This is a genomic window from Candidatus Regiella insecticola LSR1 (genome assembly GCF_000143625.1).
GTDB lineage: Bacteria > Pseudomonadota > Gammaproteobacteria > Enterobacterales > Enterobacteriaceae > Regiella > Regiella insecticola.
This window is the reverse complement of the sequence record NZ_GL379589.1, coordinates 486,456-508,967: the sequence shown is the minus strand read 5'-3', so window position 1 is coordinate 508,967 and position 22,512 is coordinate 486,456. Positions and strand designations below refer to the sequence as shown.

The 22,512-nt window shown below is 43.0% G+C and carries 24 protein-coding genes and 1 pseudogene; 9 read left to right on the top strand and 16 right to left on the bottom strand.

The genetic code is table 11. The features are described from left to right. Positions 1–207: 207 nt before the first annotated feature. Entirely contained in the window at positions 208–1,173 is a 966-nt protein-coding gene (locus REG_RS02885; RefSeq protein WP_039906985.1) for a hypothetical protein, read from the top strand. A 234-nt stretch (positions 1,174–1,407) separates the two neighbouring features. Here the strand turns inward: REG_RS02885 and nfuA are convergent, their stop codons facing one another. The 6 genes from nfuA to REG_RS02860 all read right to left on the bottom strand — a co-directional run bounded on the left by nfuA (position 1,408) and on the right by REG_RS02860 (position 6,402). Next, entirely contained in the window at positions 1,408–1,983 is a 576-nt protein-coding gene (nfuA, locus tag REG_RS02880; protein ID WP_006704391.1) for a Fe-S biogenesis protein NfuA, read from the bottom strand. Between the two features lie 96 nt (positions 1,984–2,079). Then, a complete protein-coding gene (locus REG_RS02875) occupies positions 2,080–3,144 on the bottom strand; it encodes an IS3 family transposase (RefSeq protein ID WP_039906984.1) in 1,065 nt (354 codons plus the stop codon). Next, positions 3,098–3,391, bottom strand: a complete 294-nt coding sequence (locus tag REG_RS11830; RefSeq protein ID WP_006704759.1) for a hypothetical protein — start codon at positions 3,389–3,391, stop codon at positions 3,098–3,100. The genes REG_RS02875 and REG_RS11830 overlap by 47 nt, the downstream gene beginning before the upstream one ends. 28 nt (positions 3,392–3,419) lie before the next feature. Beyond that, positions 3,420–3,704, bottom strand: coding sequence for an IS630 transposase-related protein (locus tag REG_RS02870; RefSeq protein ID WP_087943357.1), 285 nt, complete (start codon positions 3,702–3,704; stop codon positions 3,420–3,422). Between the two features lie 142 nt (positions 3,705–3,846). Continuing rightward, entirely contained in the window at positions 3,847–6,045 is a 2,199-nt protein-coding gene (gene priA / locus REG_RS02865; RefSeq protein WP_006704389.1) for a primosomal protein N', read from the bottom strand. A 117-nt stretch (positions 6,046–6,162) separates the two neighbouring features. Then, positions 6,163–6,402: a hypothetical protein gene (locus tag REG_RS02860; RefSeq protein WP_039906982.1), complete on the bottom strand. Its 240-nt coding sequence runs from the start codon at positions 6,400–6,402 to the stop codon at positions 6,163–6,165. Between the two features lie 89 nt (positions 6,403–6,491). Between REG_RS02860 and rpmE the strand changes: the two genes are divergently transcribed. The 3 genes from rpmE (at position 6,492) to REG_RS02845 (ending at position 8,270) form a co-directional block, all read left to right on the top strand. Further along, positions 6,492–6,707: a 50S ribosomal protein L31 gene (gene rpmE / locus REG_RS02855; RefSeq protein ID WP_006704388.1), complete on the top strand. Its 216-nt coding sequence runs from the start codon at positions 6,492–6,494 to the stop codon at positions 6,705–6,707. Positions 6,708–7,079: 372 nt separating this feature from the next. Beyond that, positions 7,080–7,583 (top strand): helix-turn-helix domain-containing protein, encoded by a 504-nt coding sequence (locus REG_RS02850; protein WP_311317241.1) that lies wholly within the window; start codon positions 7,080–7,082, stop codon positions 7,581–7,583. Positions 7,584–7,961: 378 nt separating this feature from the next. Further along, the gene (locus tag REG_RS02845; protein ID WP_050749294.1) at positions 7,962–8,270 is read left to right on the top strand and encodes a hypothetical protein; all 309 of its coding nucleotides are present in this window, start codon (positions 7,962–7,964) and stop codon (positions 8,268–8,270) included. Here the strand turns inward: REG_RS02845 and REG_RS13045 are convergent. Beyond that, a complete protein-coding gene (locus tag REG_RS13045; protein WP_176603368.1) occupies positions 8,250–8,399 on the bottom strand; it encodes a hypothetical protein in 150 nt (49 codons plus the stop codon). The two genes, REG_RS02845 and REG_RS13045, sit on opposite strands and share 21 nt — an antisense overlap. A gap of 13 nt (positions 8,400–8,412) precedes the next feature. On the opposite strand from REG_RS13045, the gene istB reads away from it, so the two are divergent. The 3 genes from istB (at position 8,413) to REG_RS02830 (ending at position 10,852) form a co-directional block, all read left to right on the top strand. Further along, positions 8,413–9,144 carry an IS21-like element helper ATPase IstB gene (istB, locus tag REG_RS02840; RefSeq protein WP_039907136.1) on the top strand — a complete coding sequence of 244 codons (732 nt, stop codon included), beginning with the start codon at positions 8,413–8,415 and terminating at the stop codon, positions 9,142–9,144. Between the two features lie 109 nt (positions 9,145–9,253). Further along, positions 9,254–10,123, top strand: a complete 870-nt coding sequence (locus REG_RS02835; protein WP_006704386.1) for a DDE-type integrase/transposase/recombinase — start codon at positions 9,254–9,256, stop codon at positions 10,121–10,123. A 282-nt stretch (positions 10,124–10,405) separates the two neighbouring features. Next, entirely contained in the window at positions 10,406–10,852 is a 447-nt protein-coding gene (locus REG_RS02830) for a hypothetical protein (RefSeq protein WP_006704385.1), read from the top strand. 158 nt (positions 10,853–11,010) lie between these two features. On the opposite strand, the gene trpS is transcribed toward REG_RS02830, so the two are convergent. The 9 genes and pseudogenes from trpS to hofQ form a co-directional block, all read right to left on the bottom strand. Then, a complete protein-coding gene (trpS, locus tag REG_RS02825) occupies positions 11,011–12,030 on the bottom strand; it encodes a tryptophan--tRNA ligase (RefSeq protein ID WP_006704384.1) in 1,020 nt (339 codons plus the stop codon). 18 nt (positions 12,031–12,048) lie between these two features. Next, the gene (rpe, locus tag REG_RS02820; RefSeq protein ID WP_039907133.1) at positions 12,049–12,729 is read right to left on the bottom strand and encodes a ribulose-phosphate 3-epimerase; all 681 of its coding nucleotides are present in this window, start codon (positions 12,727–12,729) and stop codon (positions 12,049–12,051) included. A 192-nt stretch (positions 12,730–12,921) separates the two neighbouring features. After that, positions 12,922–13,734: an adenine-specific DNA-methyltransferase gene (gene dam, locus REG_RS02815; protein ID WP_006704382.1), complete on the bottom strand. Its 813-nt coding sequence runs from the start codon at positions 13,732–13,734 to the stop codon at positions 12,922–12,924. 176 nt (positions 13,735–13,910) lie between these two features. Beyond that, entirely contained in the window at positions 13,911–14,741 is an 831-nt protein-coding gene (locus tag REG_RS02810; protein ID WP_006704381.1) for an SPOR domain-containing protein, read from the bottom strand. Positions 14,742–14,784: 43 nt separating this feature from the next. Then, positions 14,785–15,876, bottom strand: coding sequence for a 3-dehydroquinate synthase (gene aroB, locus REG_RS02805; RefSeq protein WP_006704380.1), 1,092 nt, complete (start codon positions 15,874–15,876; stop codon positions 14,785–14,787). Positions 15,877–16,478: 602 nt separating this feature from the next. Further along, complete coding sequence (gene aroK, locus REG_RS02800) at positions 16,479–17,003, bottom strand: shikimate kinase AroK (protein WP_039906978.1); 525 nt, start codon at positions 17,001–17,003, stop codon at positions 16,479–16,481. A gap of 236 nt (positions 17,004–17,239) precedes the next feature. Continuing rightward, a complete protein-coding gene (locus tag REG_RS13040; protein WP_176603396.1) occupies positions 17,240–17,389 on the bottom strand; it encodes a hypothetical protein in 150 nt (49 codons plus the stop codon). A gap of 540 nt (positions 17,390–17,929) precedes the next feature. Then, positions 17,930–18,112 carry a hypothetical protein gene (locus tag REG_RS11060; protein WP_071985156.1) on the bottom strand — a complete coding sequence of 61 codons (183 nt, stop codon included), beginning with the start codon at positions 18,110–18,112 and terminating at the stop codon, positions 17,930–17,932. After that, positions 18,109–19,298, bottom strand: a pseudogene (hofQ, locus tag REG_RS02795) (DNA uptake porin HofQ). The gene REG_RS11060 and the pseudogene hofQ overlap by 4 nt, the downstream one beginning before the upstream one ends. A gap of 257 nt (positions 19,299–19,555) precedes the next feature. On the opposite strand from hofQ, the gene REG_RS13030 reads away from it, so the two are divergent. Further along, positions 19,556–19,723, top strand: coding sequence for a hypothetical protein (locus REG_RS13030; protein ID WP_176603366.1), 168 nt, complete (start codon positions 19,556–19,558; stop codon positions 19,721–19,723). Between the two features lie 45 nt (positions 19,724–19,768). Then, complete coding sequence (mrcA, locus tag REG_RS02790; RefSeq protein WP_039907131.1) at positions 19,769–22,339, top strand: peptidoglycan glycosyltransferase/peptidoglycan DD-transpeptidase MrcA; 2,571 nt, start codon at positions 19,769–19,771, stop codon at positions 22,337–22,339. The last annotated feature ends 173 nt before the right edge of the window (positions 22,340–22,512 follow it).

Here is a 22,512-nt window from a genome sequence, read left to right as displayed (position 1 = left end):
CTTTTAGTAAAGTAAATTCTCTTAGGGCAATCCGCTAGGGAAACATAGCGCGATCATCCTGCCTATTCCTTTTTTAATAAAAATGACCTTTTTTCAAAAATAGGTCAATATTTTTTCTATATTTAATTAAAAGGATTTAAAAGTTTTTAATAAAAATAGTTTGGTTTATGACTACCACTATTTTTACGATACAGTGAGGAAATGTATATGATGATATCTAATAATGTATCACACAACTCATTACATTTTAATCATCACAATGTTCTTTCTCTATGTACTGGCGTCTATCGTGAAGATTTTAAACCTGATTTAACGGTTCGTGATGCATTCGTTAATTTTTTCAAAAAAATATTTTTACTAGAAGATAAAGAAAAACGACTGATTAAATTGTATAAACGTATACATTCTAATTGTTTAGATGACCAACTGAATGCATTAATTGAATTAAAAAATAATACGTGTCCTGCATTAAAAAATAACTATAAAGTCACTGTTATTTACGGTGAAGATTATGTTGAAACTAATATAAAAAGTATTGAAGTGAGCTATGATGGTTTTTTATTAAAAAAAATAGAATTACCGGCCAGTGTGATAGAGTTACATGAAAATAAAATTGACGATGTTAGACAAAATAAATTTGAAGAATTTATAGAATACGGTGGATTTAAAATAGAAGAAAAGTTTAATGGTACCTATTTTTTTACTGCTCTCAATCTTGGTTTGAAAAAATTACTTGTTGATATTAATGATATGAGAAAGATCGTTAAAGACTATCAAAAAATTAATAACTTTTCCGCTGATAAAGACAAGAATCAAATCTGTAGTTATGTGCAAATAACGATGACAACAAGTATCATGAAAATTTTGACAGACATAGCGAAAAAAATCCCCTGTTATTTGGTGACTATTAGCAAAATGTTTGAATTGGATTCTGAACACAGTGTTTTATCGGCTGCGAGTAAACAAGCATTTATCGCTCAACTAAAAAACAACATTATTTCATCAGAAATGTTATCCGATGTTATAAAAGGAACAAGCGGGCTATTGTATCAAGACAAATTAGGTGTTGAATTAAATATGCTGAGTAAAAAAGTTTGCGAAGTTACCATGTTGTTTTATGAGAGCCATATTGAAAAGTCCTGTGCTACTTTCTGTGATCAAGATCCTAATTAGCTAATAACCTATTTTCAATCTCTTATGCTCGCTGATATAGCCGAATCCGTTTAATTTTATTCAAGGCAGAGGAGCACAGACAGTACAAATAGTACGGCAAGCGACGACAACACGGAATAAAATTAAACTGAACTTCGTCAAAAAAGATTTCGAATAGGCTCTAAGGACATTAACAATAATCAACACCATAAAATGCTTTGGATTAATTGATACTGATCAGTAAATTAAAAATGATTAATAATAAGAATGCTCACCCCGTTGATGCTCGGTTGAATCTTTTACGCCTTTTAATTCAGGGAAGGTTTGTAATAGTTCTTTTTCAATACCATTTTTTAAAGTGACATCAACCATAGAACAACCGTTACAACCTCCACCAAACTGTAAAACAGCAAAGGCATCGTCGGTAATTTCCATTAGCGTTACTCGCCCGCCGTGACTGGCCAATTGTGGGTTGATTTTTGATTGTAAAACGTACTCTACCCGTTCCATCAAGGGCGCATCATCGGCCACTTTACGCATTTTTGCATTAGGTGCCTTCAACGTGAGTTGAGAGCCTAGCTGGTCAGTAATAAAATCAATTTCTGCGTCAACCAAAAAAGGTGCACTCAATTGATCAACAAAGACAGAAAAAGGATCAAATTTCAGCTCAGTATCGCTGGCTTCGATGGCATCTGGCGGGCAATAAGACACGCCGCATTCCGCCGTGGGGGTGCCTGGGTTGATAACAAATACTCGAATTTGAGTGCCTGTCTCTTGATTGGCCAATAATTTGCTAAAGTGGTTTTGCGCCTGCTCTGTTATTTTAATCATAGATTAACTCGCTAATTAATTTCCTGCTATGCTGGTTATACCCACAGTTCTTCAAGCGGTAATTGTCAATGTAGTTGTCGCCCAGGATGTAAAATCCTAGGCTGCTTTTTTGGCGTCTGGTTTCACCTTTTTTTCTCTGGATTTTTGTGGATTTAAATGGACTTCTTTCACATACGGCCACTGACGGATTTGACCTGCCCAGCGTGTAGGGTTTGCAGCGCGTGCCTTTTCATACACTGTGTTACGCTGAGCTAATAGGGCTTTATCAAGGCCTGCATGTCTTTGTGCAGGTGTGACAAATTCAATGGCACTGTGGCGATGTTCTTGATTATACCAGTGCACCACGTGTTCGACCCATGCGCGGGCGTCTTGAAGGTTGTCAAAAGGGTTAACCGGGTACTCAGGGCGATATTTTAGCGTCTTGAAGGCCGATTCAGAATAGGGATTGTCGTTGCTCAGGGAGGGTCGACTCAACGAAGTCGCTATTCCCAATGTTTCGAGCGTAAACAACAGGATAGCGCCTTTCATCGGGCTGCCGTTGTCGGAGTGTAGGGTGACTTGACCGGGCAAAATCCCCTCACGCTGACAAATATCTTTGATCATATCACTGGCATGTTGGGCACTTTCTTCAGCATATACCTGCCAACCGACAATCTTACGGCTAAAAATATCGAGGAAAAGGTAGAGGTAAAAATACTGGCCTTTAATACGGCTGGGGAGATAAGTGATATCCCAACTGTAGAGCTGGTTGGGCGCGGTGGCACAGAGTGCCCGAGGCTTAAAACGTGGTTTTGCCGGGCGTTCTGCTCGTCGATGCTTCAGTTGCCTGGCGTCCCGCAATACGCGATAAAAAGTGGATTCGGAGGCGAAATAGAGCCCTTCATCAGCCAACATCGGCACAATTTGACTCGGGGGTAAATGAGCAAATTTGGCCGAAGAGGTTATTTCCAGTAGCTTAGCCCGCTCACAGGGTGAGAGTTTGTGGGGCGGCGGCGCTGTTCGGCGCGTTCGGCCATCCACTTGCTCGATAGCTTTCTGCCAGCGCTGTAGGGTTCGCGTGCTTAGCCCAATCAGGAGACAAGCCTGTTGTTGCCGCGCTCCGGCCTGCGTTGATTCAGTAATCCACATCATAATAGACTGGCGCTGTTCGGGAATAATCATTTTTCCTCTTACTGCGTTGTGTTCGCTTCGGGTCACAAAAATCCGCGCGCCATTGCTTCAGGTGATGAACAAAAATACCCTGCCCCCTGCACCAAGAGGCGAGTTCACTTTCTGCTAAACAACTTCTTAGCTTCCTCGGCGGCACGTTAAGTTCATCCGCAATGGCTTTCATTGTACGCCCATTCCGATGATAAACCTTACACAGCGCCTGCTCTTTAAACTCTTCCGAATACGTCGGTTTTTCCATGATTATATCGCCTCTTTATTAGTTCCCATTAACGAAAATTAGAGGCGACAACTAGACTGACACTGGGGGCACCCATCCGTGGCGCCCGCTCGTGCTGAGACGCGTCAGGGTAGGTTTCCACATCCAGAATCAACGCCGCTCTGTTTATTTTGGTAGCGGGTTTATTACGCGTCAAACAAGGCTCCAGGCGTTTCGCCCATCGCATCAAACTGGCACTTCCTACACCAAAACGGTCGGCGGTTTCAGCATAAGTGAGGGCTTCTTTCTTTTTGAAAGCCAATACATGTTGACGAAATTTTAAGGGATAAGTCATTTTGGTATTTATAGGTCAATAAATCATTTCGATATTGTACGTCAATTTATAACACCTAAGCTATAGATACTCAAAATTATTTTTTTCGATCCGACACGCAAAATCTGTGAATCTTTTCTTTGTTGCAGCAACAAAAAATAAACTAATGATCGATAGGATCAATATCCAACGCCCATTTAACCTTTCTAGCTAATGGTAATTTATTGATCAGTGGCTTGGCATGGGTAATTAACCGTTGTAATAATGAACGAGAAGGATGTTGTAATAATAGTTGCCAACGAAAGCGTCCACTGCGCTTTGCTTGTAAAGCAGGTACTGGTCCCATGATCCACAATGCTTCGTCTTTCCAAGGACTAGATTCCAGTAAACTTTTTAATTGTCGTAAAAATAATGCTGATTGTTGGTTATCGTGATCTTCGCAACGCACGACGATATGGCTGCTATAAGGGGGTAAAGATACGCTTTTGCGCTCTATTAATGCCTGTTCAGCAAAGGCGTTATAGCCTTGTTGCAATAAAATTTGCAGTAAGGGATGTTCCGGATGATGTGTTTGTAGAAAAACTTCTCCTGGCTTACCCGCTCGGCCAGCGCGGCCAGAAACTTGAATATAAAGCTGAGCAAAATTTTCCGCCGAACGAAAATCAGAAGAAAAAAGTGCACCATCGACATCCAATAGTGCCACCAAAGTAACATCTGGAAAATGATGCCCTTTAGCCAACATTTGAGTACCAATCAAAATACGGGCTCCACCTTGGTGAATCTCTGCCAAATATTTTTCCAATGCTCCTTTGCGGCTAGTAGTATCACGATCAATACGTGTAATTGGAATATCAGGGAAGCACGGCAATAAATGATTTTCCAATTGTTCAGTGCCTACACCGACGGTAATCAAATGAGTAGAACCACAATTGAGACATTGTTTTAAGACAGGCCGCTGACTATCACAATGGTGGCAACGTAGCTGACGCAAATTTTGATGCAAAGTATAATAATGATCACAACGCTGACATTCTGCAATCCAACCACATTCATGGCAAAGCAACACGGGAGCATAGCCCCTACGGTTTAGAAATAACATTACCTGATTATTAGCCTGAAGATGAGTTCTGATCCGTGCTAACAGAGGTTGTGAAAGCCCTACAGTCAATGCCAAGCCTTTCAAATCAATTAAGTGTTGGACTTCAGGTTTAGCATTGCCGGCGCGTTTTAATAACTTTAGCTGCCGATATTTTGCTATCTGCACATTGTGTAACGTTTCCAAAGAAGGGGTCGCCGATCCCATGATGATCGGAATATCCTCTTCCTTCGCGCGACATACTGCAAGATCACGCGCATGATAACGCCAGCCTTCATGCTGTTTATACGAATTGTCATGTTCTTCATCAATAATAATCACACCCAATCGTAAAAAAGGGGTGAACAATGCAGAGCGAGTACCTATAACAACAGCAGCCTCGCCGCTACGCGCCCGTAACCATATCGATAATCGTTCACTGTCATTTAATGCTGAATGCAGCGTTACAACAGGCACATTAAAGCGTTGCCGAAAGCGAACAATAGTTTGAGGGGTTAGCGCAATTTCAGGCACTAAAATAAGCGCCTGTTTCCCTTGAGCCAAGATATTTTCTAATATACTGAGATAAACTTCGGTTTTACCCGAGCCTGTTACGCCCGCCAATAACCAAGCCACAAAATGGTGAGCTTCATTACTAATCGCAGTTACCGCAGCGGATTGCTCAGTGTTAAGCGGTAAAGGTTCACCTACTACTAAAGATTGGTGACGCCAATCATTAAAAACAGGTTTCTGCTCACGCAGTGTAATTAATTCCTTACTGTGTAACGTATGTAATGCCCTTGTAGCTAAAGCCATTTTTTGCGCTTCATCACAGTAAAGCGATTGTTTTAACAATATTGCCAACACTTGTTGTTGTTTCGGTGCTCTTTTCAAACTATCTAAAGGAGTCATCCTGCCTTTTTCAGTAACAATCCACTCGTATTTTGGAGGAAGTTGAGTCGGTTTACCTTGGCGTAATAAAACAGGTAATGAATGGAACAGAACTTCGCCGATAGGACAATGATAATAATCAGATGCCCATAAAAGAATACGCCAAAGAGCGGTAGGAAATAGGCTTTGCTTATCTAAAATGGCATCAATCGTCTTAAGTTTTTCAGCGGGTAGTTCACTCGTTGTGCTTATCGCTGTCACTATACCAATCGCTGTGCGTTTTCCGAAAGGAACTCTAACCCGCACTCCTACCGTTGGAGACACCATGGTATTGCCTAACTGATAATCGAAAGTACGAGCCAGCGGTACAGGTAATGCAATTTGAAAAACGAGCATGGGATCTCATCCATCTTGGTAAAAATAAAAATGAGTGGTGCTTACATTAGACCTCTTCGGAAACCTACTGCGTGATACGGATCCTGTGTTGTCCGGTGCGCGCAATCCTCATGTACTTTATGTTAACGAAGGTTGCTGTGCGCCGGGCGCCTTGACTCCGCATAACGAACTACGGTTTTCAAAGAGGTCTATTGTTAATAACAACATATGCCCTTCGCCTTTGAAGCCGCCGCGTTGTTGACTGCCAGCTCTCGCCTTCATGGTATGTCCACGCTCATCGGTCGGTCGCCCTGGGCGCTTAGCGGCAACTTCAAAGGCGAAGGGCATATATGGCCAGATTGCGTCGAAGGTTAACATCTTGTATGATCCGCGACTATTGATAACTACGTGTGGTGTCTGGCGGGATAAAGGCCCGATAGCGACACGGTCTTAAAGAGAGCTTTGCTATGAAAGATAATACCCACCCGCAATACCATTCAATTACTGCATCTTGCTCTTGTGGTAATGTCATAAATATCTGTTCTACCCTTAATCACGACCTAAAATTAGATGTTTGTGGTAAATGTCACCCTTTTTATACCGGTAAACAGCGTGAGGTAGCTACTGGTGGTCGCGTTGATCGCTTTAACAAACGTTTTACTATGCCTAGCATCTCTCGATAACCTCTTCAATCTACACACAAAGAAAGGCGCCTAAGGCGTCTTTTGCATGATAACAGAACATTAAATAAAAAATTCAACATCCTATACTACCAAGATTATATCTCTGGTTGTGTATATACCCTTCGCCTTTAAACCCGCCGCGTTGTTGGCTGCGAGCCCTCGCCCTCATCAGGTAGTAGGTCTACGCTCATCGGGTCTCACGCCCTGGCAGCCGAAGGCAACTTCTAAAGACAAAGGGTATAAGTATTTTTTCCGTATCAGGAATTATCATTAGTGGCACGTCGTGGCCTACTGAAGCCTAAGCCAAAAATGATTTTCAATGTTACCAACAATGCAAAACTGAGCCACGCCAACAATTGAAATCTGAGCCACTTGTTTTCAGCATGGTGCCTTTTCGGAGGTACTTTGATTTCAAAAGAAGAACTCATGAAAATTCAGATTTTGTATAAACAGGGGCTGTCGCAAAGAGCTATCGCCAGACAACTGGGCATCTCGCGTAATACCGTCAAGCAGTATTTGCACAGCAAGATGAATGAGCCGGTTTATAAATCACGTGATCAGTCGCCTTCATTGCTTGACCCATTTAAGTCGTTTCTGCACTCCCGTATTGCACAAGCGAAACCGGTGCATCTCTCCGGTGTCGTGTTATTTAGGGAGCTTAAAGAATTAGGCTATACCGGTAGCTTGTCGTTATTACGTCAGTATTTGTATCTGTACCGTGGCAAACCTACGCCAGAGCCCATCGTGCGTTTTGAAACCGAAGCCGGCAAGCAAATGCAAGTCGACTGGGGTCAAATGCGGGGAGGTAAATCTCCCCTTCATGCCTTTATCGCTGTCTTGGGGTATAGCCGAGCGGATGATGGTGATATTCACTGATAACATGCGATACGACACACTTGAGCACTGTCATCGACTCACCTTTGATTACTTCCAGGGCGTGCCCCGTGAAGTCTGGTACGACAATAGACCTCTTTGGAAACCGTAGTTCGTTATGCGGAGTCAAGGCGCCCGGCGCACAGCAACCTTCGTTAACATAAAGTACATGAGGATTGCGCGCACCGGACAACGCAGGATCCGTATCACGCAGTAGGTTTCCGAAGAGGTCTAATATGAAAACGGGGGGGAGAGCGTGATGCTTATGGTGAAGGCAAGCATAAGCTTAATCAGGCGTTTTACCCGTTTGCAAAAAGTAGGGGGTTTATCCCGAAGCTTTGCCATACCTATCGGCCACAAACCAAAGGCAAGGTTGAACGAATGGTACGCTATGTCCGGGATAATTTCTTTCGTCTGCTCAATACCAGGTTATTGGCGTTGGGTCTGACACTGGATACAGACACTGCCAATGAGCACGTCACGCTATGGCTGGAAACGGTGGCACACCAGCGGATCCATGATACCACCAGAGAAAAACCGGCACTGCGGCTTATCGATGAACGTAAAGCACTACAGGTATTACCTCCGAAAAATAGTACCGATAACGCCTTCGCTGGCCAACAAGAGCTCATTAGCTTCTCTCAATGGGTTGAGTCAGCAACCACTACATCATGCTCTGAGCGTGTATGACCAACTGATGGAGACGATATACCGTTCGCCTTTGAAGCCGCCGCGTTGTTGGCTGCGGGTGCTCGCCGAATCACGTAGTCTATCTACGCTCATCGGTCTCACACCCTGGCCGCCTAGCGGCAACTTCAAAGGCGAACGGTATATGAACCTGCAATTATCCCGTATTGGAGAACTTACCTCAGAGCTGCAACTGCCGGGGATTGATGCAAATGCCTGCGATTTAGCCCAGCAAGCGGCGCAACAAGAGTGGGATTACCTGACTTTCCTGGAGCAGGCTCTGCAGTGTGAGAAGCGTTCACGCCATCAACGTAAACAGCATATGTTCACCCGAATGGCTGGATTCCCCAGCCTGAAAACGCTGGAGGACTTTGATTTTACCTTCGCCGCTGGCGTGCCAAAAAAACAGGTCATTGAGTTAGCATCGTTGTCATTTATTGAACGTCAGGAGAATGTGGTGATGTTGGCGCCATCAGGAGTGGGCAAGACCCATATCGCAATAGCTCTGGGTTACAAAGCGGTACAGGCAGGAATCAAAACCCGTTTTATCAGTGCATCTGACTTAATTCTGCAACTGGCTACAGCGCAGCGACAAGACAACTATAAACAGGTCATGCAGCGCTCTGTACAGGCTCCCCGGTTGCTAATTATTGATGAAATCGGCTATCTGCCTTTTACTGTACAAAAAGCTTCTGTGATATTAACAAGCAACTTGCCGTTTGGTCAGTGGGGACAGGTGTTTGCAAACGACACTGCACTCACCTCGGCCATGTTAGACCGGGTACTACACCACTCACATATCTTGCAAATCAAAGGAGAAAGCTATCGTATTAAAGAAAAGAAAAAAGCCGGACTAATGGATAAATCCAAACAGTAGTGGATCACTTTTAGATTGTTACTGTGGATCAATTTTAGGCTGTTGTTGACACCTCCTGATTGGGCTAAGCACGCGAACCCTACAGCGCTGGCAGAAAGCTATCGAGCAAGTGGATGGCCGAACGTGCCGAACAGCGCCGCCGCCCCACAAACTCTCACCCTGTGAGCGGGCTAAGCTACTGGAAATAACCTCTTCGGCCAAATTTGCTCATTTACCCCCGAGTCAAATTGTGCCGATGTTGGCTGATGAAGGGCTCTATTTCGCCTCCGAATCCACTTTTTATCGCGTATTGCGGGACGCCAGGCAACTGAAGCATCGACGAGCAGAACGCCCGGCAAAACCACGTTTTAAGCCTCGGGCACTCTGTGCCACCGCGCCCAACCAGCTCTACAGTTGGGATATCACTTATCTCCCCAGCCGTATTAAAGGCCAGTATTTTTACCTCTACCTTTTCCTCGATATTTTTAGCCGTAAGATTGTCGGTTGGCAGGTATATGCTGAAGAAAGTGCCCAACATGCCAGTGATATGATCAAAGATATTTGTCAGCGTGAGGGGATTTTGCCCGGTCAAGTCACCCTACACTCCGACAACGGCAGCCCGATGAAAGGCGCTATCCTGTTGTTTACGCTCGAAACATTGGGAATAGCGACTTCGTTGAGTCGACCCTCCCTGAGCAACGACAATCCCTATTCTGAATCGGCCTTCAAGACGCTAAAATATCGCCCTGAGTACCCGGTTAACCCTTTTGACAACCTGCAAGATAGCCCAATCAGGAGACAAGCCTGTTGTTGCCGCGCTCCGGCCTGCGTTGATTCAGTAATCCACATCATAATAGACTGGCGCTGTTCGGGAATAATCATTTTTCCTCTTACTGCGTTGTGTTCGCTTCGGGTCACAAAAATCCGCGCGCCATTGCTTCAGGTGATGAACAAAAATACCCTGCCCCCTGCACCAAGAGGCGAGTTCACTTTCTGCTAAACAACTTCTTAGCTTCCTCGGCGGCACGTTAAGTTCATCCGCAATGGCTTTCATTGTACGCCCATTCCGATGATAAACCTTACACAGCGCCTGCTCTTTAAACTCTTCCGAATACGTCGGTTTTTCCATGATTATATCGCCTCTTTATTAGTTCCCATTAACGAAAATTAGAGGCGACAACTAGACTGACACTGGGGGCCACTGAAGGGAACGATCACATTGTCGTGCGGCATGAAACCATGCTAATCGGCAATAAATTAGCGCTGGGGGGCAGGCAGAGATGTGTTTCTCGATACCAGTGATGTCGGCTATCAGATCAGCGGCGGTAAAGATGACGACAACTTACAAGGGGGCAGGGGTGATGATCGGTATCAATATGCCTTAGGTGATGGCCATGACATCCTGTGTGATAGAGGGGGTCAAGACCGCTTGGAATTTAGCAGCATTAATAAGGAGCAATTATGGTTACAAAAAAGCGGCGAGGATTTAAAGGTGTTGATTCAGGGCACCCCTGAAGCAGGTAGCGTGATTATCAAAAATTATTACACCGATGATACGGCATCAAAAATAGAAACCTTGAGCGTCAGCGGTTATCAGCTGGTGGGGAGCAATATTGATGCCCTGGCGCAGGCAATGACAGGGTTTTCTTCCCCTGAAAGCAGCGGTGCATTGCCTGTAGCGCGTTTTAACTCGCAATTAAGTTCGCTATGGTTAGCGATGCCGGCATAGCATATACCCAATGAATTTGGCGTTGTACGGTGCGCGCAATCCTCATGTACTTATGGAAATGAAGATTGCTGCGCGCCGGGCGTCTTGGTTTCGTATAACGAACTAGGGTTTCGAAAGAGATCTTTTGTCAAAAACGCGCTCAAAATGTCTCATATTGCTTAGGTTGGATTAACAAAACCAATCGCGCTGTACACTTTTTTGAGGGTTTCTTGTGCCCGAATTTGTGCTTTGGCAGCGCCTGCGCGCATTATTTTTTGCAGCTCAGCCTCATCACTACGGTAGCTTTTATAACGCTGTTGTAAATCGCCTAACTTGGAACAAAGCTCTTCTGCCAAGCTCTTTTTCAGCTCACCATAATTTTTTTTGGTAAATTCTGCGACCAATTGATCAATGGATTTATCGCTTATTGTCGATAAAATAGTCAGCAAGTTAGCAACGCCTGGTTTTTTTACTCTATCGTAGTGGATTTGGGCAGGATTATCGGAATCGGTTATTGCTCCCATAATTTTTTTTGTCACTGATTTTGCATCTTCTAATAGCCCAATCCTACTCTTAGGATCCTCGTCTGACTTAGACATTTTTTTGGCTGGATCCTGTAGTGACATGACACATGCTCCTCCATCCTTAGGGATCCAGGGCTGCGGAACAGTAAAAATATTGCCATACAAAGTATTAAAGCGTTGAGCGATATCCCGGCTTAATTCTAGATGCTGCTTTTGATCTTTACCGACCGGAACCTGATCGGTTTGATAGAGTAAAATATCTGCTGCCATTAACGCCGGATAACTGAATAATCCGGCGTTAATGTTTTCATTATGACGGGCTGATTTGTCTTTAAATTGCGTCATTCGACTCAGTTCACCAAAATAGGTATAGCAGTTTAGTATCCAGTTTAATTGTGTATGTTCTGGGACATGTGATTGCACAAAAATCGTGCTTTTTTGCGGATCAATACCACAAGCCAAATACAGCGCCAGGGTATCTAAGGTGTTTTCTCTCAACTTATTGGCATCTTGGCGCACCGTAATCGCATGCAAATCAACAATACAATAAAAACAATCATAATCATTTTGCATCGTTTTCCATTGACGCAAGGCGCCGATATAGTTGCCAATGGTCAGTGAGCCTGAGGGTTGAGCACCACTAAATACAATTTTTTTTTCTTTCATTTCACTCATTTTTGTTCCCTAAATTTTTTAATTATTAGCGACCTTGGCTAATTCACAGCGCATCGTCTGAATCACGGCTTTATAATCTGACTGAGCAAAAATAGCAGAGCCTGCAATAAACATATCTGCCCCTGCTGTTGCTACCGTATAGATGTTTTCTGTGTTAATACCGCCGTCTACGGCTAACCGAATTTCAGCATAACCCCTTTTATCTATTAGCTCGCGAGCCTGGCGCAATTTATTAAGCGTTGCCGGGATAAAAGACTGGCCACCAAACCCCGGATTAACTGACATCAGTAAGATCACATCCAGTTTATCCATCACATAATCTAGATAATGCAATGGCGTCGCGGGATTAAAGGCTAAGCCCGCTTTACAACCCCCGTCTTTAATCAGTTGCAGGGAGCGATCGATATGTTCGCTAGCTTCTGGATGAAAAGAAATAGAGCTCGCTCCTGCTTTAATAAAAGCGGCGATTAGATCATCAACCGGTTTAACCATTAAATGCACATCAATGGGTGCTGTAATGCCATAATTTCGCAGAGACTGACAAACCATTGAACCAAACGTTAAATTGGGAACGTAATGGTTGTCCATCACATCAAAATGAATAACATCGGCTCCGGCGGCCAGCACTGTGGCCGTCTCTTCACCTAAACGTGCAAAATTTGCGGCTAAAATGGAGGGGGCAATTAAAAATGGCGTCATTATGTTGCTCCAAAATTTTGCGGTGATCATATACCCTTCGCCTAGCGGCAACTTCAAAGACGAAGGGTATAGCCAAATCAGTTTAATTTGATTTAAGTGTTGTCGTCGCTTGCCTTACTATCTGTACTGTCTGCGCTCCTCCGCCTTGAATCAAATTAAACTGATTCGGCTATTATATAGAGGAAAAGCTATTTAACTGTAGAGGGCTAAAAGTTCATTGACTTTATGGCGCCCAAGAATATTGCTGCTAATAGTCCGGCTAGCTTTAACCTGGTGTAGTGTCGCTTGATAATACCAAGCGCGTGTGAGTTCGGTATCATGGTTAGAAATAAGCACTGGGATCTTGTTTTGGTTGAAAAGCTGGTAAGCAAGGTGTGCCAGATTTTTTTGATCTGCGGTAGTAAAACTCTTGCTGTGGTAAGAGGTGAAATTGGCTGTTACTGATAATGGAGCATAAGGGGGATCGCAATATATAACCGCACCACGCTGTGCTTTTAGCAGTGTTTGCTGATAGTGTTCACAAACAAAGGTGGCACATTGTGCTTTTTCTGCAAACCAGTACAACTCCGCTTCAGGAAAATAAGGTTTTTTGTAACGACCGAAGGGCACATTGAACTCACCTTTCAGGTTATAGCGACATAGACCATTGTAACCATGGCGATTCAGGTAAAGAAACAGAAGTGTTCGGCGATAAACATCTTTACTGGTATTAAATTCTTGACGAAGCGTATAAAACTGTTCAGCGCAATTATATTCATCATGAAAAAGTGCACGGGCATCACGCACAAAATCATTTGTACGTAATTTCACCGTATTGTAAAGATTAATCAGATCACTGTTGATATCGGCCAAAACGTAAGATTTGTACTCTGTATTTAAAAATACTGAGCCGGCACCGACAAAGGGTTCAATTAAACATTCTCCTGCCGGTAAATGTTGTCGTACATCATCAACTAGCTGATATTTTCCACCTGCCCATTTTAAAAAAGCACGCTTTTTTTTCATTTTACGAAGTTATCACCGATTTTTTTCTGAGTGATCATACCCTTCGCCTTTGAAGTTGCCTTCGGTTGCCAGGGTGTGAGACCGATTACGAGATTCGGCGAGCACCAGCCGCCAACAGCGCGGCGGCTTCAAAGGCGAAGGGTATAGCGGGCGTTGCCCGCGTTAGCAAACTCGCCTCAATTTTTTAAATCTTGCTGTAATTGATGTATAGGTTTGATCCAGGGATTTTTTATTTTAATAGCGTCAGGTAATTGAGCAAGCGCACTTTTAGCTTCAGTTAAGGTCGCATAGTTACCGCTGACTAAGATATACCAAGGCTGAGTATTACGTTTAGTTTCATATATTTGATAGTGAGTTAATTTTTGCTGTTTAGCATAAGTATTTAATGTTTCTGGCTGTGATGCGCTGCTTAATTGTAAGGTAAAGTGATGTCCTGGCGCTAGCCTTAAAGCGTCATTGGCTTGGATCGATTCAAGTTTAGTACTGCTAGCCTTTGTTGCTGTTTTAGTATTTTTATTGTTAATGATCACTTTAGCATCATTAGTATCGCTATTATTGCTTGATTTAGGCAGTGTTTGCGGTGTAACTGTGGTCGCTGGCGAGTGAGTGTCTTTAGGCGGTGAGGGGAGGGGCGTTTGCGGCAGCGCTTCATTAGATGCTGCAAACGTCTGCGGTATTTTTTCCTCTTGTAGCGGCCTGTTATTTTCACTTTCTTCAACATTTAGCAGCACAGGGGGGTGAGGTGTCACTGAAAGGTTGTCAGACAGATTAACCTCTTTTGTTACTATATCTTCATGTCTTTGTTTAATTTTATGCGGTGGGGGTGCTTCAAAAGCAGAAAGAATAGCGATGATAATCAGCAGCAATACTAAAATACCCATGCCAATCATAATACGCTGATGTGAAACAGCAAATCGTGATCCGTTTAAAGATTTAGTGCGCAAAGGTGTTGGGCGATGATCATTACTGTCTGGTTTTAGACCGTCTATCGGTTTCAAATCGTCCATTAAATTCCCTCCAATTTAAGATAAAGCTTTTTAAAACAGAAAATTAGCTGATTTGACTATGTTTAATTGCCTTGATCACGATATGGCTGGGTATTCCACTACGGATTTCTGATTGACCAATGCCAGTAGGTAGTATTAGCCGAAGCTCGCCTGCTAACACTTTTTTATCCCGTTGCATATAAGGCAAATAGCACTCCGCAGTCATTGTATCAGGGCCATGGGTTGGAAGACCTGCACGCAGTAATAATACTTTAATACGTTCAATATCTGCGGTAGCAAATTGTCCAAGAAGTTTAGCTGTTTCTGCCGCCATTACCATCCCCGCTGCGACGGCTTGACCATGTAACCATGTGCCATATCCCATTGCAACTTCAATAGCATGACCGTAAGTATGACCTAGATTGAGCAATGCACGCTGCCCATTTTCTTCACGTTCATCGATAGCAACAATACCTGCTTTTAGTTCACAGCAACGGCGGATACAGTAGCGTAATGCTGTCGTGTCTCGTGCCAATAAATCCTCAATATTATTTTCTAGCCAAACAAAAAAATCAGAATCGAGCGCAATAGCGTATTTGATCACTTCTGCTAAGCCAGAGATAAACTCAGATTTTGGTAGGGTTTGCAAAAAATCAAGGTCAATGACAACAGAGATAGGTTGATGGAATGCCCCTATCATATTTTTACTCATAGCATGATTGATCGCTGTTTTGCCGCCGATAGCCGCATCGACCTGCGCCAACAGCGTGGTAGGCACTTGAATGAAGCGGACACCCCGCTGATAACAGGCTGCCGCAAAACCGGTTAAGTCGCCTATTACCCCCCCTCCTAAGGCAATAAGCGTGGTACCACGTCCGTGAAATTTTTCTGACAGTGAGGCAAATATCTGTTCAAGTCCAGTTAGCGATTTATATTGTTCACCATCAGGTAAAACGACGTGATCAACTTTAATTCCGTTGCCTTCCAATGTTATTAGGAGTGATTTAAGGTAGAGAGGTGCTAGTGTTTGGTTTGTCACCAGCATGACTTGGTCATTGGCCTTTAATGGTAAAAAAGAAGCTAGATTATGAATCAATCCAGTCTCTATGGTGATCGGATAGCTATATCTTTCCGTTTTAACAATAATTTTAGCCATATTTATTTTTATCCTATATGCCGTAAAACTTCGGCCTGTAGGGCGGGGTAAGCCTGTGGAGAGTCGGCACAGCTAGGCCACTCGATGAAACAGGAAACCACTGAGGCGAGTCAGGTTTCGGTCTGAACGTGGTAGGAGGCGGGGAGGATGTCAAAATAACCTTGCTGCTAATTTAATCTGGGTACATTGATCATCTATGTTAAATCCTTTCGGGTATCGTTGATATGGCCAAATCAGTTTAATTTGATTTAAGTGTTGTCGTCGCTTGCCGTACTATACCCTTCGCTTTTGAAGCCGCCGCGTTGTTGGCTGCGGGTGCTCGCCGAATCACGTAGTATATCTACGCTCATCGGTCTCACCCCCTGGCAGCCGAAGGCAACTTAAAAGACGAAGGGTATATACTTTGCCAAAAATAGCTTGATTTTTATCCGCTTTGTATTCGCAAATTGCAGCGCTGGTTATTTTGGAGCGCAGTATTAGATGTTGTACGTTCCGTTCTTCGAGCCTGTTCTAAATCTTTTGGTTTGTCTGAGCGTCGCTCAAGAAGATTTGGAACAGGCTCGGAGAAAGCGGGGAATAGGGTGGTTGGATCAATGCTAAAATCAGATTTTTTCTAACAAATTAATGATCTGGCTGGCCACTAATTTTGCACTTTGATCGTCAGTACGAATGGTCACATCGGCAATTTTTTGGTACAGCGGTTCACGTTCTGCTGCTAGTGTTTCAAGTATATGGCGGGCAGACTCATCAGCTTGCTGTAATAGAGGACGTTTTTTGTCACGTTGTGTGCGAGCTAACTGTTTTTCGATAGTAGTTTCCAAATACACGACCACTCCCCGTGCGGACAAGCGGTTACAGGTTTCTCTCGATTTTACAGATCCACCACCGGTCGCTAAAACAATGCCTTGTTTTTCTGTCAGTTCATTAATGATTTTTTCCTCACGATCACGGAAGCCATCTTCGCCTTCTACGTCGAACACCCAGGCCACGTCAGCCCCAGTGCGTTGCTCAATTTGTTGGTCGGAGTCGAAAAATTCCATATTGAGTTGCTGGGCCAACTGACGACCGATAGTGCTTTTGCCAGCACCCATAGGTCCAACCAGAAAGATATTGCGTTTCTCTGCCATGTTTTTGGTATTATTAATATTGTTCGTTGATGACAACCCGCCCCGCCAATTGCATTAGCGGCGGGATCTAAGACTAGATCTGTTTCTAAATTGATTACCTTTTGTGAATTCTGTATACGCTATTTGTTGTCCTTATTTTTTATATCCTAATGTTGCCGACTGCCCTTAAGGTTAAGGATTTTTATTAAAAGTCAGTCTAGTGTCTTTGGTAAGGAAATCCTAGCTAAGTTTTCCATTCAGAGCCTATTGGAAATCTCTTGTACTCGCTGATACCCCTCGCCTTTCAAGTTACGGCGGCGTTGGCTGCGGGTGCTCGCCGAATCACGTAGTATGTCTACGCTCATCGGTCTCACACCCTTGCCGCCTTGCCGTAACTCGAAATTCATTGGGTATACCCCTCGCTACGGCTTTGCAAGCAGTCTTTTGTCAAAACAAACTCAAAATGCTCATTTACACTCTTCATTAAATATAAAAGGCAACTGCGCGTTTTTGCTTATCTTTTCTTCGTTAAAGAAGATTTCGAATAGGCTCTTAGAGTTTACCTCATTTTTTATCTTCAGCCTTTAAATTTGAAGATTGTCATATCAATTGTGATTTATATACCCTTCGCTTTTGAAGCTGCCATGTTGTCGGTTGCGGGGAGTTCGCCGAATCACGTACTACGCTCATCGGTCTCACGCCCTGGCCGCCTAGCGGCAGCTTTAAAGGCGAAGGGTATATAGCCAAATCAGTTTAGTTTGATTTAAGTGTTGTCGTCGCTTGCCGTACTATTTGTACTGTCTGCGCTCCTCCGCCTTGAATCAAATTAAACTGATTCAGCTCTACATCTCAATTTGGTAACACTTGTAAGCTAAATCAGTCGCAGCGTCAAATTTAGCAGCCTTAAAACCGTAAAAAGTTGCAAATAGATGCCAAAACCCTATTTTTTAAGAATATCCCCTTCGTCTTTGACGTGACGGCGGTGTTGGCTGCGGGTGCTCGCCTTCATGGTAATACCCTTCGCCTTTGAAGCTGCCGTGTTGTTGGCTGCGAGTGTTCGCCGAATCACGTAGTCTATCTACGCTCATCGCTCTCACAACCTGGCTGCCTTGCCGTAACTCGAAATTCATTGGGTATAGATGAGTTTTGGTGTGATAAAAATAACGAGTTCTCGCCGATCTTTTTGGTTAGTATCTTGTTTAAAAAATCGCCCCAATAGAGGAATATTAGCTAATCCTGGTACTTTATAGGCTCTTTGATTATTTTTTTGTTGAAAGATACCACCAAGAATAATGGTTTCACCCTGTTTTACTGTAATTTGTGTTTTTATCTCTTGTTTATCGATAGCGAATGTTTCTTCTTCACCCCGTTTCATTGCCATTCCAGGCATATTTTGACTGATTTTTAGTTTAAGTGTAATGAGGCCGTTACGTAATATTTTGGGCGTCACACTGCTTCTTTAAATTCGACAGTAGTCGCCCCTTTTGTGCCGCTTGCTACAGGATAGGGGATATCAGTACCTTGTTTAATACTCGCTGTTTGTTGGTGAGAAGTGATTAAACGTGGGCTAGCGATGATATCTACTTGTTTTTCCTGTTCAAGCGCGCTGAGTTCAAGATCCAGTAAACGGCTATTAATCCGCGCAACTTGAAAACCAGCTACCAGTGCGGGATTTTGTAACGGTATATTAACGTTAAAATTATTTAATCGAAGAGGGTTCATTCCCTCTTCGTTTTTAAATCCCCAGCGTACGCCTAACTCATGCAAATCTTGGCTGCTTATCGTTACGATGTGAGCGGCCAGATGCACTTGCTGTAAGGGAAAATCCATTTCTTTTAACCAGGTTTTTAATGTTTTCAGCGACTCTGGGATATCACGAATTAACAAACTATTGGTTCGTTTATCGGCTATTATACTGCCTTTATCAGAAATTAACGAACCATGGCTGGTGCTTAGATTTTCTGCGAGTTCTTCTGCATTAGCATGCTGTAGTGTCAATATTAGATTTTCTAATTTTGGTTTTTGTTCATCGCGTATTTTTGCACTTTGTTGCTCTTTGTCTCTGATTTCTCGCTCAGAAAATACCATCATCACATTCCCTTCATGTTCAACTTTCAATTTAGCCATTCGTACAATAATGGTTAATGCTTGTGTCCAAGGAATCTCGATTAATCTAAGGTTTAGATTACCTTTGACTTCTGTGGTTGTGATCAGATTCAGTTGCTTATAATCCGCCAGAGCCTGTAGTACCACAGATACTGGGGTGTCTTGAAATTCCATATTAATGAGATTATTTTTTTGCTCCGCGAGGCAGATTACGTTATTGGTGACTAATAAAAGTAATCCGAAAAAAAAATAGATTAGATTTTTTGTACAATTTTTTTTCGGTAGAAAGGCAGCGTTGTGGCTATTCCAGATTATGGGATCTGGCTGATGATTTTTATTTATTTTTTATATTGAGTGAGTTGTACTTTGCACGCGCCCTTATAAAATTCATTTGAATATCTAGACCTACCTGCCATAGTTGTGAGTACATCCGTGTAGTAATCCCTGCCCCATTACTAAGAGCTAGCATGAAAAATGTATACCCAATCAATTTCGAGTTACGGCAAGGCGGCCAGGGCGACCGACCGATGAGCGTAGATAGACTACGTGATTCGGCGAGCACCCGCCGCCAACGCCGCCGTAACTTGAAAGGCGAAGGGTATATGATGGATAGGTTTGTATTTATACTACAGTAGGTGTGTTTATAAACTGCCTGGATGACATTGAATGGGAAATCTTGGGTGAAGCTCGTAAAATATTTTTTGATTTTTGTGATTTGTTGCATTTTATTGGGAGCAGTTTCAATATTTTGCTTATACAAATATATTGATCAGCAGCTACCTGACGTTGCTGTGCTGAAAGATATTCGATTACAAACACCGATGCTGGTGTACAGTGCTGAGGGTGAACTGATTGCACAATACGGTGAAAAGCGACGTATTCCATTGTCTTTAGGTCAGATACCACAGCAGTTGATCCAGGCTGTTATTGCTACCGAAGATAGTCGTTTTTATAAACATCACGGTATTGATCCCATTGGTATTTTACGCGCCATTTTCGTTGTATTATCTTCTGGGTATGCTTCTCAGGGCGCGAGTACTATTACTCAACAATTAGCCAGGAATTTTTTCTTAAATCGAGAGCGGAGTATCATTCGAAAAATTAAAGAAATATTTTTGGCGCTTCGTATTGAGCGATTTTTGACTAAAGATGAAATTCTCGAGTTGTATTTGAATAAAATTTATTTCGGTTATCGTGCTTATGGTGTTGGCGCAGCAGCAGAAGTTTATTTTGGTAAAAAAATTAGCCAACTCACTTTGGCTGAAATGGCAGTGATCGCCGGATTGCCTAAAGCACCTTCTATTTTTAATCCATTGTATTCCTATCATCGTGCTATGAGCCGTCGCAATGTAGTGCTAACGAGGATGTTAGAGGTCAATTACATTACTCAAAAACAATATAAACAGGCACGTGATGAGCCCATAATCGCTAACTACCATGCCGCACAAGTTGAATTTTCAGCCCCTTATCTGAGTGAAATGGTACGCCAAGAAATGATAAAACGCTTTGGTGAGAATGCTTACACTGATGGTTATCAAGTCTACACGACCATTACTAAAAAATTACAATTGGCGGCAACTAAAGCACTAAGAGCCAATGTGCTAGCTTATGATATGCGACACGGTTATCGTGGCGCATCTGATGTGCTATGGAAAGCAGGGGAAGTCGCATGGGGTTATGAACAAATCATGGATTGGTTAGGCACCTTGCCTGTTTATGGCTCATTGTTACCGGCTGTAGTGACTCAAGTGAATGAAAAAAATGCCACCGTCTTACTCTCTGATGGTAACTATGTCATTTTATCAATGGAGGGAGTTCGCTGGGCTCGTCCTTTTAAATCTGACACTCTTCAAGGAAAAATACCTAAACAGGTGAATGATGTGGTTCATCTTGGTCAGCAGATTTGGGTAAGAAAAGTCAATAATAGTTGGTGGTTAGCACAAGTGCCCGCTGTCAATTCTGCGTTAGTTTCTATCAATCCTAATGACGGTTCGATTAGCGCATTAGTCGGTGGTTTTGATTTTAATCATAGCAAATTTAATCGCGTGACCCAGTCATTACGTCAGGTAGGGTCGAATATTAAACCTTTTTTGTATGCGGCTATATTGGATAAAGGGTTTACATTATCCAGTATTTTTAATGATTTGCCGATTTCTCGTTGGGATGCTGGGGCGGGTGTTGAGTGGCGCCCTAAAAATTCTCCACCGACTTATAGCGGTGCTATCCGTTTGCGTCAGGGCTTAGGGCAATCGAAAAACGTCGTTATGGTTAGAATAATACGTTCTATAGGGGTTGATTATGCAGCTGATTATTTGCAACGTTTTGGTTTTCCAGCCCAAAATATTGTTCGGACAGAGTCATTGGCTTTGGGATCGCCCTCATTCACGCCGTTACAGCTGGTGCGCGGTTACTCGGTCTTAGTTAATGGCGGTTATTTGGTTGACCCCTATTTTATCAGTAAAATCAGCGATAATACGGGTAATCTGTTGTTTGTAGCACAACCTAAAATAGCTGGTGAGTGTTTTAATCCGCCTGTTATTGAGGAAAAGATTAAATCCTCGGCAGTAATTTTTAACGAAAATAGAACGAATTCAGAAATTAATCAGATCAATCACCTACCTGCACGGGGAGCAGCAACGATAGAATTATTGGCCACTAAAGGAAATAAAAAAGAGAAAAAGCAAAAATATGCGCCTCAAGTGATCAGTAGGCAGTTATCTTTCTTGATGCGTGATGTACTGAACAGCAATATTTTTGGAGAATCAGGCTGGATGGGCACAGGTTGGCGAGCGATAGGTGATCTAAAGCGTAATGATATTGGTGGAAAAACAGGGACGACGAATAATTCAAAAGATGCTTGGTTTTCTGGCTATGGACCAGACATAGTGACCTCTGTGTGGATTGGTTTTGACGATCACAGCCGGAGTTTAGGCAGCAGTAGTGTTGCTGGTGTAATAGAAAATCAAATCTCTGGTGTTGAAGGGGGAGCCAAGAGCGCGCAGGGAGCTTGGAATGATTTTATGAAAGTGGCTTTAGCGGGAATACCGGAGAAAAAAACCATTCTTCCTGAAGGTATTGTTAGTGTGATGATTGATAAACAGACCGGTAAATTATCAAAAGGCGGTTCTGGAAGTCGTGTAGAATATTTTATTGAAGGAACACAGCCTACGGTGTACGCGGCACGGGAGGTAGCAACTAAGGTGGAAACTAAATTAGCAATGGATGATGATCAGGTTGAAGAGTTATTCTAAGAGCCTGTTCGAAATCTCCTGTGCTCGCTGATACTTCGTCAAAAACGGGCTCAAAATGCTCATTTTCTATCTTCATTAAATATAAAAAGGAACTGCGCTTTTTCGCTTATTTTTTCCTCAATTGAGCGTCGCTCAAGAAGATTTGGAACAGGCTCTTAGAGCCTATTCAAAAA

Bases quoted from the DNA above. Each gene is read 5' to 3' on its own strand.
- nfuA (WP_006704391.1), bottom strand. From the start codon at position 1,983: ATGATTAAAATAACAGAGCAGGCGCAAAACCACTTTAGCAAATTATTG.
- REG_RS02845 (WP_050749294.1), top strand. From the start codon at position 7,962: ATGGTACGCTATGTCCGGGATAATTTCTTTCGTCTGCTCAATACCAGG.
- aroB (WP_006704380.1), bottom strand. From the start codon at position 15,876: ATGGCTAAAATTATTGTTAAAACGGAAAGATATAGCTATCCGATCACC.
- priA (WP_006704389.1), bottom strand. From the start codon at position 6,045: ATGCTCGTTTTTCAAATTGCATTACCTGTACCGCTGGCTCGTACTTTC.
- REG_RS02810 (WP_006704381.1), bottom strand. From the start codon at position 14,741: ATGGACGATTTGAAACCGATAGACGGTCTAAAACCAGACAGTAATGAT.
- REG_RS11830 (WP_006704759.1), bottom strand. From the start codon at position 3,391: ATGGAAAAACCGACGTATTCGGAAGAGTTTAAAGAGCAGGCGCTGTGT.
- REG_RS02885 (WP_039906985.1), top strand. From the start codon at position 208: ATGATGATATCTAATAATGTATCACACAACTCATTACATTTTAATCAT.
- REG_RS02870 (WP_087943357.1), bottom strand. From the start codon at position 3,704: ATGACTTATCCCTTAAAATTTCGTCAACATGTATTGGCTTTCAAAAAG.
- trpS (WP_006704384.1), bottom strand. From the start codon at position 12,030: ATGAGTGAAATGAAAGAAAAAAAAATTGTATTTAGTGGTGCTCAACCC.
- dam (WP_006704382.1), bottom strand. From the start codon at position 13,734: ATGAAAAAAAAGCGTGCTTTTTTAAAATGGGCAGGTGGAAAATATCAG.
- istB (WP_039907136.1), top strand. From the start codon at position 8,413: ATGAACCTGCAATTATCCCGTATTGGAGAACTTACCTCAGAGCTGCAA.
- rpe (WP_039907133.1), bottom strand. From the start codon at position 12,729: ATGACGCCATTTTTAATTGCCCCCTCCATTTTAGCCGCAAATTTTGCA.
- REG_RS02875 (WP_039906984.1), bottom strand. From the start codon at position 3,144: ATGATTATTCCCGAACAGCGCCAGTCTATTATGATGTGGATTACTGAA.
- REG_RS11060 (WP_071985156.1), bottom strand. From the start codon at position 18,112: ATGAATTTCGAGTTACGGCAAGGCAGCCAGGTTGTGAGAGCGATGAGC.
- rpmE (WP_006704388.1), top strand. From the start codon at position 6,492: ATGAAAGATAATACCCACCCGCAATACCATTCAATTACTGCATCTTGC.
- REG_RS13030 (WP_176603366.1), top strand. From the start codon at position 19,556: ATGAAAAATGTATACCCAATCAATTTCGAGTTACGGCAAGGCGGCCAG.
- aroK (WP_039906978.1), bottom strand. From the start codon at position 17,003: ATGGCAGAGAAACGCAATATCTTTCTGGTTGGACCTATGGGTGCTGGC.
- REG_RS13040 (WP_176603396.1), bottom strand. From the start codon at position 17,389: ATGAATTTCGAGTTACGGCAAGGCGGCAAGGGTGTGAGACCGATGAGC.
- REG_RS02860 (WP_039906982.1), bottom strand. From the start codon at position 6,402: ATGTTAACCTTCGACGCAATCTGGCCATATATGCCCTTCGCCTTTGAA.